General features: G+C 53.9%; 20 protein-coding genes and 1 riboswitch. Of the genes, 13 read left to right on the top strand and 7 right to left on the bottom strand.

What is annotated here, in order from left to right:
* The first annotated feature begins 1 nt into the window (after position 1).
* From EIO64_RS05040 to EIO64_RS05020, 5 genes are all read left to right on the top strand, one after another.
* On the top strand, positions 2 to 340 hold the full coding sequence (locus EIO64_RS05040) for a plasmid mobilization protein (protein WP_101069705.1): 339 nt from the start codon (positions 2 to 4) through the stop codon (positions 338 to 340).
* A 131-nt stretch (positions 341 to 471) separates the two neighbouring features.
* Positions 472 to 759 (top strand): CD1845 family protein, encoded by a 288-nt coding sequence (locus EIO64_RS05035; RefSeq protein ID WP_136890934.1) that lies wholly within the window; start codon positions 472 to 474, stop codon positions 757 to 759.
* A 98-nt stretch (positions 760 to 857) separates the two neighbouring features.
* Positions 858 to 1,451 (top strand): type IV toxin-antitoxin system AbiEi family antitoxin domain-containing protein, encoded by a 594-nt coding sequence (locus EIO64_RS05030; RefSeq protein WP_136890933.1) that lies wholly within the window; start codon positions 858 to 860, stop codon positions 1,449 to 1,451.
* Positions 1,448 to 2,290, top strand: coding sequence for a nucleotidyl transferase AbiEii/AbiGii toxin family protein (locus tag EIO64_RS05025; RefSeq protein ID WP_136890932.1), 843 nt, complete (start codon positions 1,448 to 1,450; stop codon positions 2,288 to 2,290). Before EIO64_RS05030 ends, EIO64_RS05025 begins: the two co-directional genes overlap by 4 nt.
* 43 nt (positions 2,291 to 2,333) lie before the next feature.
* Positions 2,334 to 2,936, top strand: a complete 603-nt coding sequence (locus tag EIO64_RS05020) for a Type 1 glutamine amidotransferase-like domain-containing protein (protein WP_015563755.1) — start codon at positions 2,334 to 2,336, stop codon at positions 2,934 to 2,936.
* 132 nt (positions 2,937 to 3,068) lie between these two features.
* Here EIO64_RS05020 and EIO64_RS05015 read toward each other — a convergent pair whose 3' ends face one another.
* Positions 3,069 to 4,367, bottom strand: coding sequence for a tyrosine-type recombinase/integrase (locus tag EIO64_RS05015; protein ID WP_136890931.1), 1,299 nt, complete (start codon positions 4,365 to 4,367; stop codon positions 3,069 to 3,071).
* A gap of 95 nt (positions 4,368 to 4,462) precedes the next feature.
* A complete protein-coding gene (locus EIO64_RS05010) occupies positions 4,463 to 5,152 on the bottom strand; it encodes a helix-turn-helix domain-containing protein (protein ID WP_418723943.1) in 690 nt (229 codons plus the stop codon).
* 173 nt (positions 5,153 to 5,325) lie between these two features.
* On the opposite strand from EIO64_RS05010, the gene EIO64_RS05005 reads away from it, so the two are divergent.
* Positions 5,326 to 5,541 (top strand): helix-turn-helix domain-containing protein, encoded by a 216-nt coding sequence (locus tag EIO64_RS05005; RefSeq protein WP_136890929.1) that lies wholly within the window; start codon positions 5,326 to 5,328, stop codon positions 5,539 to 5,541.
* Between the two features lie 160 nt (positions 5,542 to 5,701).
* The gene (locus tag EIO64_RS05000) at positions 5,702 to 6,019 is read left to right on the top strand and encodes a plasmid mobilization protein (RefSeq protein ID WP_136890928.1); all 318 of its coding nucleotides are present in this window, start codon (positions 5,702 to 5,704) and stop codon (positions 6,017 to 6,019) included.
* 82 nt (positions 6,020 to 6,101) lie between these two features.
* On the opposite strand, the gene ribH is transcribed toward EIO64_RS05000, so the two are convergent.
* From ribH to EIO64_RS04975, 5 genes are all read right to left on the bottom strand, one after another.
* Positions 6,102 to 6,563, bottom strand: a complete 462-nt coding sequence (gene ribH / locus EIO64_RS04995) for a 6,7-dimethyl-8-ribityllumazine synthase (protein ID WP_136890927.1) — start codon at positions 6,561 to 6,563, stop codon at positions 6,102 to 6,104.
* Entirely contained in the window at positions 6,550 to 7,779 is a 1,230-nt protein-coding gene (locus EIO64_RS04990) for a bifunctional 3,4-dihydroxy-2-butanone-4-phosphate synthase/GTP cyclohydrolase II (protein ID WP_136890926.1), read from the bottom strand. Before EIO64_RS04990 ends, ribH begins: the two co-directional genes overlap by 14 nt.
* Positions 7,780 to 7,790: 11 nt before the next feature.
* A complete protein-coding gene (locus EIO64_RS04985) occupies positions 7,791 to 8,438 on the bottom strand; it encodes a riboflavin synthase (protein WP_136890925.1) in 648 nt (215 codons plus the stop codon).
* Complete coding sequence (gene ribD / locus EIO64_RS04980; protein WP_136890924.1) at positions 8,419 to 9,525, bottom strand: bifunctional diaminohydroxyphosphoribosylaminopyrimidine deaminase/5-amino-6-(5-phosphoribosylamino)uracil reductase RibD; 1,107 nt, start codon at positions 9,523 to 9,525, stop codon at positions 8,419 to 8,421. Before ribD ends, EIO64_RS04985 begins: the two co-directional genes overlap by 20 nt.
* A 154-nt stretch (positions 9,526 to 9,679) precedes the next feature.
* Positions 9,680 to 9,794: riboswitch (FMN riboswitch) on the bottom strand.
* A 274-nt stretch (positions 9,795 to 10,068) separates the two neighbouring features.
* On the bottom strand, positions 10,069 to 10,446 hold the full coding sequence (locus tag EIO64_RS04975; protein WP_136890923.1) for a TnpV protein: 378 nt from the start codon (positions 10,444 to 10,446) through the stop codon (positions 10,069 to 10,071).
* 363 nt (positions 10,447 to 10,809) lie between these two features.
* Between EIO64_RS04975 and EIO64_RS04970 the strand changes: the two genes are divergently transcribed.
* From EIO64_RS04970 to EIO64_RS04945, 6 genes are all read left to right on the top strand, one after another.
* The gene (locus tag EIO64_RS04970; RefSeq protein ID WP_136890922.1) at positions 10,810 to 12,234 is read left to right on the top strand and encodes a relaxase/mobilization nuclease domain-containing protein; all 1,425 of its coding nucleotides are present in this window, start codon (positions 10,810 to 10,812) and stop codon (positions 12,232 to 12,234) included.
* A 391-nt stretch (positions 12,235 to 12,625) separates the two neighbouring features.
* Positions 12,626 to 12,835 (top strand): helix-turn-helix domain-containing protein, encoded by a 210-nt coding sequence (locus EIO64_RS04965; RefSeq protein WP_181446422.1) that lies wholly within the window; start codon positions 12,626 to 12,628, stop codon positions 12,833 to 12,835.
* Positions 12,836 to 12,888: 53 nt separating this feature from the next.
* Positions 12,889 to 13,437, top strand: a complete 549-nt coding sequence (locus EIO64_RS04960; protein ID WP_249390811.1) for an RNA polymerase sigma factor — start codon at positions 12,889 to 12,891, stop codon at positions 13,435 to 13,437.
* Entirely contained in the window at positions 13,424 to 13,786 is a 363-nt protein-coding gene (locus EIO64_RS04955; protein WP_136890920.1) for a DUF4179 domain-containing protein, read from the top strand. The genes EIO64_RS04960 and EIO64_RS04955 overlap by 14 nt, the downstream gene beginning before the upstream one ends.
* Positions 13,773 to 14,399 carry a histidine kinase gene (locus EIO64_RS04950; protein ID WP_136890919.1) on the top strand — a complete coding sequence of 209 codons (627 nt, stop codon included), beginning with the start codon at positions 13,773 to 13,775 and terminating at the stop codon, positions 14,397 to 14,399. The genes EIO64_RS04955 and EIO64_RS04950 overlap by 14 nt, the downstream gene beginning before the upstream one ends.
* Positions 14,396 to 15,025: a PrsW family glutamic-type intramembrane protease gene (locus tag EIO64_RS04945; RefSeq protein WP_136890918.1), complete on the top strand. Its 630-nt coding sequence runs from the start codon at positions 14,396 to 14,398 to the stop codon at positions 15,023 to 15,025. The genes EIO64_RS04950 and EIO64_RS04945 overlap by 4 nt, the downstream gene beginning before the upstream one ends.
* The last annotated feature ends 157 nt before the right edge of the window (positions 15,026 to 15,182 follow it).

Raw genomic sequence — 15,182 nt, 5'->3', positions numbered from 1 at the left:
GATGGCAAAGCGCAAACGGGATATTCAGCTCAAATTCCGCGTCACGCCGCAGGAGCGGGAAATGATTGAAACGAAGATGGCGCAGTTCGGCACCACCAACATGGCGGCGTATCTCCGCAAGATGGCGATTGACGGATATGTGGTGAAGCTCGACCTTCCGGAGCTGCGGGAGCTGGTGTCCCTGCTTCGGTATTCCAGCAACAACCTCAACCAGCTTACCCGCCGCGCTCACGAAACAGGCCGCATCTATGAGGCCGATTTGGAGGACATTCAGCAAAGTCAGGAACGGATATGGACGGCGGCAGAGAAAATCGTTTCCTCGCTGGCGGCGCTGAAATAAGTCGCAGGGGCGGCGGTCACTCCGCCGCCCCTGTTCACACAAAGCAAAAGCCTCGCATTGTTGCAAAGCGCGCGCTGTCATGGTATTCTGATATTAGAAAAGCATAACGTCTTTGAAAAGGAGGCCGTCAAATGTCCATTCTGAAAATTATCCTTGTGCCGCTATCGCTTATCCTGTCCCTGTTCGTCTGGCTGTGCGCGGGGCTGCTGTCTTGCTCCGGCTTCGCGTTCAAGCTGGCAAGCGGCCTGCTCTCCCTGTTGGCCATCGCCGTGATGATTACCTACTCTGTAAAAAATGGCATTATCCTCCTTGTGCTGGCGTTTCTAATCAGCCCGATGGGACTTCCGCTGCTGGCGGTGCAGGGACTTGGCAAGCTGCAAGACGTGAACGCTGCCATGAAAAACTTCATCCATAGTTAAAGCGCAAGCCGGGGCGATGCCTCGGCTTGCTTTTCTAAAATCGTTGTTTACTTTCTTGCTAATCTCGGATATAATATTAGCAAGAAGGAAGTGATAACATGACCGCCTACGACCGGCTTGATCTGCTTTTTCAGCAAAACAATGGGATCGTCAAAACCGCGCAGGTTTTGGAAATCGGTATTGCCAAGTCCACGTTTTACGCCTACGCCAAGCAGCGCGGCGTAGAGCAGGCCGCGCATGGCGTTTATGTTTCGCCAGATGCATGGACGGACGCCATGTACCTGCTGCACCTTCGTTGTGCGCAGGCTGTATTCTCCCATGAGAGCGCGCTGTTTTTCCATGACCTGACCGACCGGGAGCCGAATCCGTATTCCATCACGGTCAAGACCGGCTACAATCCTGCCAGCCTGCAAGCAGACGGCATCAAGGTCTACACCATCAAGAAAGAATTGCATGATGTGGGGATCGTCACGATGAACACGCCCTTTGGCAACTCGGTTCCCGTCTATGATATGGAGCGTACCATCTGCGATCTGATCCGCAGCCGTAGTGGAATCGAGATGCAGACCTTTCAGGATGCACTCAAGCAATACGCAAAACGAAAAGACAAGGACTTGCGGAAGCTGATGCGCTATGCGCAGATGTTCCGTGTTGAAAAACTGCTTCGGCAGTATTTGGAGGTACTCTTATGATTAAGACTGCACGGCAGCTCAAAGACCTGATACGCAATCTCTCCAAGGACAAATCCGCAGATGCGCAAATCCTGATGCGCAATTACATGATGGAGCGCTTTCTGGAGCGCATTTCTCTTTCGGAATATCGGGACAAGTTCATCCTTAAAGGCGGGATGCTGGTGGCTGCAATGGTCGGCCTTGACGCCCGCTCCACGATGGACATTGACGCGACCGTAAAGGGTGCGACGGTCGGCATCGAGGACGTGGAGAACATGATTGCCTCCATCATCTCCGTACCGGTGGACGATGGCGTGGGGTTCCGGGTGAAGCGCATTTCCGAGATCATGGACGAGGCCGAGTATCCGGGCATCCGTGTCAGCATGGAAACGGAGTTTGACGGCGTGATAACGCCGCTCAAGATCGACATTTCCACCGGCGACGCCATCACGCCCCGCGAAGTGCGTTACAGCTTCAAGCTGATGCTGGAGGATCGTTCCATTGAAATTTTGGCGTACAATCTGGAAACTGTTCTGGCTGAGAAGCTGGAAACTGTCGTGTCCCGCGCCACCACCAACACCCGCATGAGAGATTTCTATGATCTGCACATTCTGAGCCAGCTCCACGGCCAGAGCATCGTCCCAGCCGATCTCCGTGCGGCGCTCATTGCAACGGCCAGGAAACGCGGTACAGAGAAGTATCTTGCCGACGCGCCTGCGGCCTTTGATGAAGTTGAGGCCGACCCAAACATGGAAAAGCTGTGGCGGGCTTATCAGAAGAAGTTTTCCTATGCCGCCGACCTGTCGTGGCATACGGTCATGGAATCCATCCGCAGCCTATATGAACTGGCACGGGAGTAATAGAGAGCAGCAAATCGGAATTTATATATAAAGGAGAATATTGATGAAACTGTTTTTATGTTCGCACTTTTCAAGTGTAGGAAGTCTGATAAAGGAAGAAATTGAAAATAAAAAAGTCGCATTTATTCCAACAGCTTCGCTGCGTGAAGGCTACACCGGTTATGTCGGCTCGGCTCGAAAATTATTCAAAAAGTTGGGAGCAATCGTAACTGAAATTGATATTTCAACGGAGGCTTATTCAACGATACAGTCTGTTTTTGAAGATGCGGATGTGATATATTTTACCGGCGGAAATTCTTTTTTCCTTATAGACCAGCTCCGTAAAACGGGAACGGATGAGCTGTTGAAGAAAGAATTGGCAAAGGGAAAACTGATGATTGGTGAATCGGCAGGTGCGATTATATGCGCTCCAAGCATCCAATATATCGAGCAAATGGATGAAAAGCCGGAGGACTACTCACAAGAAGATGATGCAGGGCTTGATTTGATTGATTTCTATGTTCTTCCGCATTATCTTACAGCACCATTTAAGAAAGTTACCGAGAAAATAATGACTGAGTTTTCGGATTTGAATCTATGCCCAATTAACAACCGTCAGGGAATTGTAATTGATGGTGAAGGTTCAAAGGTTATTTGCAAAGACTAATTTGAAAATTCCAGTTTATTTGTTAAATCCCCTTGAAACCCTAATATGTCAAGGCTTCCCACAGATTAAATGTTCAAGCCTTATGTACTTTCCCTTGTTTTTGCCCTCACGGGCTGGAACAAGGGAAACTTTTTACTCCCCGCAGACCACCTTATCCAGCAGACGTGCGGAGGTACGCTTGGCTTCCCTCGTGGCGTGGGCATAAATGTTCATCGTGGTACTGACATCGGCGTGACCCAGCAGCTCCTGCACGTCCTTGGGAGCCGCCCCGTTGGACAGTAGATTGCTCGTGAAGGTGTGCCTGAGCATATGGAAATGGAAATCCTCCAGCCCCGGCACTTTCTTCTTCGCCTGACGGCACATGATGCTTACCGTCCCCGGCGTCTCAATGGCCCCGTCAGGGCGTAGACAGACAAAGAACAGCTCCCTATACCCCTCCGGCACTTCCACCGTCCTGGGCAGGGTGTAGACCTCGTAATAGGCCCGGTCTTTCTCCCTGACCTCGGTGCAGTAGTTCAGGCTGTAAAGCTCCCCATAGCGCAGGCGGTTCCCAATCTGCTCCTTTTTGGCCCTCCGAAGGATTGCCGCCAGCGTGTCGCAGAAATCCACGGTACGGACTTTCTTCCGCTTGGTGGCCCCGATCTCCGTCTTGTGCCTCGCCCCGTTGTAGCGGATGCTCCGCCGCACTGTGAGATACTGCTCGTCCAGGTTGATGTCCTGCCAGGTGAGGGCGCAGACCTCCCCAATCCGAAGCCCGGTGTAGTAGGCAATCTGAATGGGCAACAGGGCCGGATTGTCTTTCTTTTTCAGAAAGTCCTCCAACGCCCGGAACTGTTCATGGGTGAGGGTGGGCACCGCCGGGGCATCCCCGTTCTCCTGGGAGAACAGCTCGTATTCCTCTTTCTTCCCCCGCCATACTACATATTGCATGGGGTTGAAGCTGATGAGCCGCTTGGGGAACACCGCAAAGCGGAACGCCCCTTGCAGGACTGCCGAATACTGCCGTAAGTACCCTTTGCTGAGCGCTTTTGCCGCTGTGCCGTCCGGGTTTGTCCCGCCGAAGCTGAGCAGGTCGATGTAAGCTTGCAGGTGGTCAGGGGTGACACTTTTCAGCCTGCGGTTTCCAATAGGGTGCTGCTTGATGCGGTTGACCGTCCCTTGGTAGGCCATCACGGTGCCGTTGCTGAGGTTTCCGGGCTTCAGTTCTTCTTCTACCCACATATCCAATAACTGCCCCACGGTGGCGTTTTCAGACTTCGCCACGAACTTCTTCGCCTCGTAATCCTCCATCGCCTTGCGGAGCAGGGTCTCCGTCTCGGATTTGCTCTCTGTCCCGGCGAACTCCCGCTGTACCTGCCGCCCGCTCTCGTCCTCCACATAGAAGCGGTAGTACCACTTTTTGCCCTTTTTGCGTACAGAACCTTTTGCCATTGATGAAATGCTCCTTTCTATCCGTGGCAATCGGGCCTGTGACGTATGATGTGCGTTGCATCATTTCTGCCGGGTTTTCCCGGCATATTATGTTGTCAAGGTGCCACGGAATCGTTGGCGGCGTTCAGCCGCACTTGGGCGTCATGCAGGATGTTATACAGATAAACTGTATCTACCCTGGTACGCCCTTTGTCGAAGATATGTAGCAGCCCGTCCAGGAACCGCTTCATATCCTCAATAGGAGCTTCCATCTCCCGGCAATAGACCGGCACGATGATGTCGTCAACGTGGATGGTGTACTGCTGGATGGATTTTTTGAGGGCTTCATCCCCGGCCAGCCGGTCGATCTCGTTCAGCGTCCTGCCATAGTGCTGGGCAGTAATGGAGAACAGGTCGATCAGCAGGCACAGCGTAGAGGTCAGAAACCGCTGCTGGACTTCTGGCTGTACCGTTTTGGTCACAGCGTCAAGGAAGCTGTTGAGGTGGTCTAAGACCTCGCCCTCGCAGATGGTGCGGCTATCATCGTCCGCCGCCGTGATTTCCTTTTCCTCGGACAGCCCTACGAGCCATTCCGAGGTGGTTTGCAGGGCGTCCGCCAAGCCGTTGATGATCATGCTGCGGCTGGGATTGACCCCATCTGTTTCATACCGCTGGATGGTGGACTTGTTGACCCCTACCCGCCGTCCAAGCTCCGGCATAGAGATACCGATCTCGTTCCGGCGCTCTTTGATACGTTTTCCCACTTCTTTTGGAGTGAGCATTTCTGCGTTGTCCAAGAAGTTCACCTCCTATCGAGTATGAGTATAGCACAACTGGGTTTGATTTGCAACCCAATTTTACGTATATTTTCAAAAATATTTTTTAATACGCCTTAAAACGAGTTGACAGATGACGGCGCTTTAAGTATAATATCGGTGTTGCGGTTGCAAAACAAGCGCAATAGAAAGGGGCGTGCAGAATGAGCGCAGTTAAAATGGGGCTGACCATTGAGGAAGCCGCCGAGTGTACGGGCATTGGGCGGAACACCATGCGGAAGCTGGTGGACTGGGGCAAGCTGCCGGTGCTGAAAGTAGGCCGGAAAGCCATCATCCGTCGGGACACGCTGGAACGGTTCATGGCCGTCAATCAGGGGCGGAATCTGCTCCGGGAGGGCGATGTCCGCAGGGTCGAGTGACGGTTTTTTACCGGCTGAAAAGAGCAACCGGGGCGGCGGGGACGCACCCGCAAAATACGCCATGGGGGAAGTGGTACAGTCTTAGCAAGCAACGTATTGTGATATCACAATACCGCTTGACAGGGGTTCCACCCCTATGACCCCGGAGGAAGGAGAATCTATGCGAAGCAGAACCAACCAAATCATCATCCGTCTGTCTGATGAGGAACTGGCCGACCTCAACGAAAAGGTCAGCAGGGTACGGGGTTCCCGTGAGCGGTTTATCCGGCAGTGTATCAGCGGCGCTGCCATCCGGGAGGCCCCCTCCGTTGACGTGCCGAAGCTGATCTACGAAGTCCGCAGGGTGGGGGCCAGCCTCAATCGTATCCTCATCATTGCCAACGCCAAGGGCCTGCTGGAAGTGCCGGAACTCCGCAGGGCGATGGAGCGGAACCGGGAGTTGGAAGTACGTATCGTGGACGCCTACACAAAGGACTGACGGCAAAAAGCACCGCACAGCCAGAAGGCCATGCGGTGCGTACATAAACGGTTGGCATCATAAAACTGCAAGGCCCTTTTACTTAGAGTTGGCGAATCAGGTTTACCATCTCAATCGCACCAACAGCGCAATCATAGCCCTTATTCCCAGCCTTTGTCCCGGCCCGCTCAATCGCCTGTTCAATGTTCTCCGTAGTGAGAACGCCAAACATCACCGGGACACCGCTTTCCAGGGAAACGGCGGCAATCCCCTTGGACACTTCATTGCAAACATAATCGTAATGGCTGGTAGAGCCTCGGATTACTGCCCCCAGGCAGATCACAGCGTCATACTTTCCGCTTTTTGCCATCTTGGATGCAATCAGCGGAATTTCAAACGCGCCGGGAACCCACGCGACATGAATATCTTCCTCACACACATCATGCCGCTTTAGGCCGTCTAATGCTCCATCTAACAGCTTAGATGTAATAAACTCATTGAACCGTGCGGCCACGATGCCAACCTTGACCTCTTTTGCTACCAGTTTTCCCTCAAATGTTTTCACGGCGATCTTCCTCTCTTTCATAGGTTAAGATGTGTCCCATGCGCGTCTGTTTTGTTTTCAGATAGAACAGGTCGTAGGGGGTAGGCTTCATCTGAATGGGAACACGCTGTGTAATTTTCAAACCAAACTCCGAAAGCTGATAGAGCTTATCCGGGTTATTCGTCAGCAGCCGCATACTCTTTACGCCTAACTCCCTCAAAATCTGTGCGCCAATATAATACTCCCGCTCGTCCCCGGCAAAGCCCAGTTTCAGATTGGCCTCCAATGTATCCAATCCGCGCTCCTGAAGCTCATACGCCCGCAGTTTGTTCATCAGGCCAATGCCCCGCCCCTCCTGCCGCATATAGAGTAAAATTCCTCGCCCCTCTTTCTCAATCTGGGTAAGAGCGGCGGCAAGCTGTTCACCGCAGTCACAGCGGAGGGAACCAAACGTGTCCCCGGTCAGACATTCTGAATGGACACGGCACAACACATTTTCGCCGTCACCAATCTGACCCTTTACCAGTGCCACATGATGCTCACCGTTTAATCTGTTTACAAAACCATAAGCGGTAAATTCCCCGTATTTTGTGGGCAAGTTGACCTCCGCTACCTGGTCAACCAGCCTTTCGTGGCATTTGCGGTAAGCCTGCAAATCCCGGATGGTGATAAACTTGATTCCCCATCGTTTTGCCAGTTCCGAAAGCTCCGGGGTACGCATCATTGTCCCGTCCTCGCGCATGATCTCGCAGCAAAGGCCACATTCTTTCAGACCGGCCAAACGGCACAGGTCTACCGTTGCTTCGGTATGTCCGTCACGCTCCAGCACGCCGTTTCGCTTTGCCAGCAAGGGGAACATATGCCCAGGTCGTCGAAAATCCTCCGGCCTGCTGTCCTCTGACACGCAGGCCAGGGCCGTCACAGAGCGTTCAGCGGCGGAAATGCCGGTAGAGGTGGTCACATGGTCAATGGACACGGTAAAAGCCGTTTCGTGATTATCCGTATTTTGCTGTACCATCTGCGGGATTTTCAGCTTTTCCACATAAGCCTGCGACATGGGCATACAAATCAGCCCTTTGCCATAGGTCGCCATGAAATTGATGTTTTCCGTTGTGGCAAATTCCGCCGCACAGATGAAGTCCCCCTCATTTTCCCGTGTGGGGTCATCCGTAACCAGAATGATTTTGCCCGCTCGAAGGTCGCAAAGAGCTTCGTCAATAGTGCTGAACTGTATCATTGCCTGCCCTCCTAAAATCCGTGTTGAGATAAAAATTCTTTGGTGATTGTGGTATCCTGCCGCCTGCCCATGGTGGGGAACAGCAGCTTTTCTACATACTTCCCAATCACATCTGTTTCCAGGTTGACCGGGTCGCCCCTTTTCCGTTCCCGCAAAACCGTATTCGCCACGGTGTGGGGAATGGCGGAAATGGAAAAATCCGTCTGTGTGACTGCCGCCACGGTCAAGCTAATCCCGTCTATCGCCACAGAGCCTTTCTCCACGATATAGCGCAGAATATCCGGCGCCGCCCGCACGGTGAACCAGACTGCCGTATCGTCCCGCCGCACATTTGCCACCGTTCCAACGCCATCCACATGACCGGCCACGATATGTCCGCCAAAACGCCCGTCCGCGGGCATGGCCCGCTCCAAATTCACATGACTTCCCGTACCCAGCCGGGACAGAGCAGAGCGGTTCAGCGTTTCGTGCATGACATCCGCCGAAAAAGAGGTGTCCGATAAAGCGGTAACGGTGAGACAGATACCGTTGACGGCGATGCTGTCTCCGATTTTCGTAGTTTCCAAAACGGTTTCAGCCGCTATGGTGAGGATTGCGGAGTGCGGGCCGTGCCGGATTTGTGTCACCGTTCCAATTTCTTCAACAATCCCGGTGAACATGACTTGCCACCTCACTTTCCAGCAGAATGTCCTCCCCCAACTGCGTGATAACCATGTTTTTCAACTGGAACGCACAGTCGGGCAACGGTACACCAGCGCCCTCTACCGGCGTTTTTGCCGTCTGCCCTCCGAACAGCTTGGGCGCGATATATGCCTGCACTTTCTGAACGATGCCGCTTTCCAGCGCGGCCCAGTTCAGCGTGCCGCCGCCCTCCAACAAAATGCTGTCAAGGCCCTCCTGCCCCAGCCGTTCCATCAACCGCTCCAAATCAATGCGGCCATTCTTCCGTTCCGCCGGCAGAATACGGCAGCCGGCTTCTTCGTAGCCCGTCCATTTTTCACGGTCAGCGCAGCAGGTAACGAGGATAGTAGGAGCCTGTTTTGCCGTAGTGACTACTTGGGCGGTTAGAGGAGTGCGTAAATCGGTATCACAGATAATGCGAATGGGGTTTTTGCACCCGGCTTTCCGGCAGGTCAACAAGGGATCGTCGGCCAGTACCGTTCCAACTCCCACCATGATGCCGGTGTAGCGGTGGCGCTGCTCCTGCACATGATTTCTTGCCTGCTCTCCCGTGACCCATTTGGAGGCCCCTGTATAGGTTGCGATTTTTCCGTCCAGCGTCATGGCGTATTTCATCACCACAAAGGGGCGCTTTGTCTGGATGTAGTGGAAGAACACCTCATTCAGCCGGGTACATTCGTCCTCCAGGATATGTTCCGTCACCTCTATTCCGTGTTCTCGGAGTATTTGAATACCTCTCCCGCTGACAAGGGGATTTGGATCGCCGGAACCTACCACCACCCGCTTGATGCCGACGTTTAAGATGGCCTCCGTGCATGGTGGCTGATGCCCGTAGTGGCAGCAGGGTTCCAGTGTGACATACATAGTCGCTCCCTCCGAGGGCTCGGTACAAGAGGCAAGGGCGTTCCTCTCGGCGTGTGGCTGTCCACATTTTTCATGCCAGCCCCGCCCGATCACCCGGCCCTCTTTCACGATAACTGCGCCCACCATTGGATTCGGGGCCGTCCAGCCAACTCCCTTCTTTGCAAAATGCAAAGCCAAAGACATATAATCCTCGTCACTCATACCATCACCTCAAAAGCAAAAATCGCCCTGAACAAATCGTTCAGGGCGACGCAGATAGACACAGACATAGCGCCGGCATAAAATAAAACTCTGGATTGAAAACAATCCAGAGCAACTTACACGCACAGGGTGATAAACTTCATCCCTGTGTACTGCAAATCTTCTTTCATCCAGACTATACTGTCGGCTTCGGAGTTTCACCGAATCATGCCTTTCGGCTCGCGGGCTGTACCGCCGGTAGGGACTTACACCCTGCCCTGAAGATTTTATTCAATTGACAGAACTGAGTATATAGAATTATAGTTCGTTTGTCAAGAGGGTATATTTTAATTTCGCATTGCTTGATTTTCTTTGCAAAACATCCTTTTGCCTGGCGTGAAATGCAACAAAATGGGGTTGAAAGTTGCAAAGTATTGTTCCCTCTCCTTTTAGTCTGCCTTGTCTTATTTTCAATTACTGATATAGAGGGCTGCATCTTCACTGGCAGATAACTGTTTTGACGAGCATGAAAGCGGCAGGGTATATCCCCAGCCGCTTTCGTACTTATGCGTATATGATTTCATCATGAATCATTTCTACTGCCGCAAAACAGATATTATTCATCATTCCTACCCACTCCGCTTGGTTGGTAGCTTTCAACACTTCAGTAATTCCTTGGGCCTTCGACATTTGCCGAATGACGGTGACCATTTGCTCCTGTGCCTGCCGGTCAATATCGGCAAGGTAGCCATTCAGTTTGCCGCTTAACAGCAAAGCATTATAAAAGGCTGGGCGGTATTCTTTGAGATACCGCTTGTGCCGCTGACCCCATACGCCAACAGGCTGTCCTTCTTCAGCGGGTACGGTCAGACAGGGAAGATAGTAGTCGCCAATCAGTTCATACCAAAGGCCGTTGTTCTTGTCAAAAATGTACTTGTCCATAATAAAATCCTCCGCTATAATATATTCGCACATACGTCACAGTTCCCCGATTGCCACACGTTGCCATATCCTGTTGCGAGATTTTCTTGCCCTTGCTTTTGCCCTTATGAGTGGCCAGGGCAAGGGTAAACTTGTGTGAAACCGAATAAAGGGATAAGGCGAACACGCTGCGAAAAACCCTTTGTTTTCAAGGCTTTTGGAGGATTTTATTGAAAACCCACGGTGAGCGATAATCGCTCATAAAATCGTAGTATTCAAATTCCCATTTGTCGAACTATCAGTTTGCTTTTACCTCTTGCAAATTAACACATTTCAAACGGTCTGCTACGGCAGGCCGTTTGACTTTTCAAGGAGGTGTCCAACATGGCAACCACACGCCTGATGCCTCTCCACACCGGCAAAGGCCGCACGGTGGGACAGGCCATCAGCGCTATCATCGACTACACCGAAAATCCGCAAAAGACGGACGGCGGCAGGCTGATAACAAGCTGGCAGTGCGACAGCAGGATCGCCGATGCCGAGTTCCTTTTCGCCAAAAATCAATACACCCACAAGACCGGCAGAGTGCGCGGCGAGGATGATGTGATCGCCTACCATCTGCGGCAGTCCTTCGTTCCCGGAGAGATCACACCGGAGGAAGCGAACCGTTTGGGCTGTGAGCTGGCCAAGCGATTCACCAAAGGCAATCACGCCTATATCGTCTGCACCCATATCGACAAAGCCCATATTCACAATCATGTGATCTGGAACTCCACCGCACTCAGCCAGACCCGGAAATTCAGAAACTTTTGGGGCAGCAGCCGCGCCGTGCGGCGGCTCAACGATACCATCTGCATCGAGAACGGCTACTCCATCGTGGAGAATCCGAAGCGCCACGGCAAGAGCTACAACAAGTGGCTGGGCGACAAAAAGAAGCCCTCCCACCGGGAGCGGATATGCGCGGCCATTGACGATGCGCTGGCGCAAAAGCCCGACAGCTTTGAAACGCTGCTGGAGCTGCTGCGGCAGGCCGGGTATGAGGTCAAGGGCAAGAAAGTCCCGTCCCTGTTAGGCGGCGAACAGAAAAAATCCATTCGCATGGATACCCTCGGCGACGGTTATACTCCCGCAGATCTTCGTGCGGTGATTGCAGGTGAAAAGGCGCATACGCCGCGAAAGAGCGCCGCCGCACCGGTCAAACCGGAAAAGCGCAGCGGGAATCTGCTGGTGGACATTCAGACAAAATTACGCGCTGGCAAAGGTGCCGGTTATGCGCGTTGGGCGACGTTGTTCAATTTGAAGCAGATGGCACAGACGGTGGCCTATCTGCAAGACCATGAGCTTTTAGATTACGCCGTTCTCTCAGAGAAAGCGGCGGCAGCGTCCGCTCACTTCAATGAGCTTTCCGCAAGGATTAAGGCTGCGGAAAAGCGCATGGCTGAGATTGCGGTGCTGCGGGAGCATATTGCCAATTACGCCAAGACCCGCGATACCTACGTTGCCTATCGCAAGGCCGGGTACTCCAAGAAATTTCTTGCAGAGCATGAAAGCGAGATCACGATCCACAAGGCCGCAAAGAACTATTTTGATGGACTGGGCTTCAAGAAGCTGCCCACCATCAAGGCGCTGAATACCGAGTACGCCGAGCTGCTGGCGGAGAAGAAAGCCGCCTATGCCGACTACCGAAAAGCCCGTGAGGAAATGAAAGAGCTGCTGACGGCCAAGGCCAATATCGACCGTATTCTGGAGCTGGATAAGGAGCAGGAGGAAGCGAATGAACGACGGGAAAAAGAGGCAGAGCAGCGCTGAGCTGCCTGCCCATAAGCGATTTGCAAAATCGCGCAGCCGATGGATTTATCCATCGTTCCAGAACACAGTTTTTGTGTTCTGCGGGGATTGGGGCAGCGCCCCAACAAGCATGAAACAGGCGGGCTCCGTGTAAACGGAATCCGCCTGTTTTTGCAAAGTGGGTACCGCTTTGCATTGCTTGCCGCTTTCTTGCCCCCGTTCGTACCCCCGTTTTCCCCTCTACCCATACTACAATCCGAAAGGGGCGTTTTGGCCAGTTTCGGAGGACTTTTTCAAAAAATGTCGCTCCTATCCGTAACTTTTCTCTGAACACTTCGCCGGATGTCTTGTGTTTCTTCGGATATTCGTATATAATGTATCGTGTTGAGTATTATCCATGCGGAGGTGCGGTATGAACGGGATCAAGGGCTATATCTCCATTCGGGAGGCGTCTTACCGTTGGGGCGTGTCGGAGCGGCGGGTCAACCAATATTGCGCCGAGGGGCGGATCCCCGGCGCGTCCCGGTTCGGGCGCTCATGGGCGATCCCGGAAAACGCGGAAAAGCCCTCCGACCCGCGCTTCAAGGGGCAGCACCGCGATTCCGGCAGGACAAGCACCTGACGAATCCCCTCCGCATTGGAATTGGAAGCATCCGCAAAAAGGAAGTGAACGCTATGACTTGCGACGAGAGCTTGTACCGCCAATATCTGAGCGGTGATGACGAAGGGCTTAATGCCCTGATGAAAAAATACGGCGACCCCCTGACCCTGTATATCGACGGCTATCTGCACGACGTTCACGAGGCGGAGGAGCTGATGCTGGATGTTTTCGCCTATCTGTTCACGAAAAAGCCAAAAGTACGGGACGGCGGCTTCAAGGCGTATCTCTATAAGGCGGCGCGGCACATGGCACTGCGCCACAAGAGCAAGCGAAAACCGCTATTCAGCCTCGATGCGCTGACCGGTGAGCCGGACGGACGGCTGCTGGCGGAGGAGGTCATACGGACGGAGGAGCGAAACCGCATCCTGCACTTCTGCATGGATGAAATGAACCCGGACTACCGGGAGGTTTTGTACCTCACCTATTTCGAGGATATGAGCTACGCACAGGCGGCGGAGGTCACGGGGAAAACGGTAAAACAGATCACCAACATGGTGTATCGCGGAAAAGAAAGCCTGCGAAGGCTGCTGGAACGGGAGGGAATCACAAATGCGGAGTCATGAGGAGCGCGTCGCGGAGACGAAGCGGCGCATCGCCCAAATTGAGCGGGAAAAACGGCTGCGGCGCAATACGATCACCATGGCTTCTGCCGTGGCGGCGTGCCTTGTACTGCTCATCGGCGCGTCCCTTGCCATGCCCGGCATTGCCGCAAGCATCCAGACAGGCGACTACTCCGGCTTTGAAACGGCGGCCAGTATGTACGGCGGCGGCGCTGCCTTGGGATACATCGTCATCGGGCTGCTGGCGTTTTTACTCGGCGTGTGCGTGACCGTTCTGTGCTTCCGGCTGCGGCAGATGAACCGGGAGGACGGGCAGAACGAGGAAAGCGAGGATGCGCATGGAGCTGATTGAGAACCTGCTGCAACTGCTGGTCACGTTCGTGGGCGCGCTGCTCTCGGGTATCTCCTACCGGAAAAGTGGGCGACAGGCGTATTTTCTGCTGCTGTGCTTCTACGGCTGCTTTGCCCTCGGCGCGCTCTACTGGACGCTGTATCTGCTGCTGTTCGATACCACGCCGCGGGTTTTCTATGTCTCGGAGTTCGGCTGGGTGGCCAGCGTCATTTTCCTGCGCATTTTGCAGGCCACGCTCGCCAGTCAGGACGAGCGCAGCTTCCGCTGCCGCAGGGCATGGCTCGCGCCTGCGTTCGGCGTGCCGCTGCTGGCGTTCTACTGCACCTTTGGGGACATTCTCTCCAACCTGATCTGGTGCGGCATGATGATATGGCTCTCCTTCTGCGCCATTCGGGGGCTGGTCTACGCCAACGGACAGACGGGCGCGGCGCGGAATATGCGGTGCTTCCACATCGGCGTGCTGTGCTTTGCCGGTTCGGAATATCTGCTGTGGACGGCGGGCTGCTTCTGGCCGGATACCTCACCGGCAAGTCCCACCTTCTGGTGTGATATGCTACTGACGCTTGCGATTCTGGGGCTGCTGCCCGCCACGAGAAAGGCGGTGGACGCATGACCTACATCGAAAACATCTTCCTCTGCATGGTATCCCCGCTGCTGGTAGCCGCCCTGTGCATGGGCAGGCGGCAGCTCCGCTTCTTCCTGTTCTGCATTGCCGGAATGGGGGTGTGTCTGCTTTCGGCCTATATCAACACCTTCCTCGCGGCGGTGTGTCAGGCGGACGCCCTTGCCGCCACGGCGGAGATCGCGCCGGTGGTGGAGGAAATGATGAAGCTGCTGCCGCTGGTGTTCTATCTTCTGGTATTCGAGCCGGAGGGCGATAAGATCAAGCCCGCCGCCATCACGGTTGCCCTGAGCTTCGCCACCTTTGAAAACGTCTGCTATCTGATCCAGAACGGCGCAGACCGCTTCTCCTTCATTTTCTTCCGGGGCTTCGGCACGGGGGCCATGCATGTGATCTGCGGCTTGATCGTCGGCGGTGGCCTTGCATACACGTGGCAGCGGACGTGGCTGAAGATCGCAGGCACCTGCGGCCTCTTGGGCGCGGCCATCACCCTCCACGCCATCTATAATCTGCTCATCGCCTACGGCGGCGCGGCGCAGTATGTGGCCTACGCCCTGCCGGCGCTGCTGGTGGCGGCGGGAGAGCTGTCCGCTTTCCGCCTCGGGCAGAGGAAATAACCGAATAGCCACTCCCTGAGAGCTGCTTTTTGGCGGCTCTCAAATTTTTTTGAAAAATTTTGCGTTTTGGGTGAGAGTTTTTTCGATTTTTTGTACCTATATAAGTGAAGGGGTTTTTAAGCCGCATTTCAAAAAATCCAGAGAGGAGGTTCAAACG

The sequence above is a fragment of the Dysosmobacter welbionis genome, from assembly GCF_005121165.3.
GTDB classification, from domain to species: Bacteria; Bacillota; Clostridia; order Oscillospirales; family Oscillospiraceae; genus Oscillibacter; species Oscillibacter welbionis.
The sequence above is the reverse complement of the archived record's forward strand: the minus strand, read 5'-3'. Positions and strand labels throughout refer to the sequence as shown.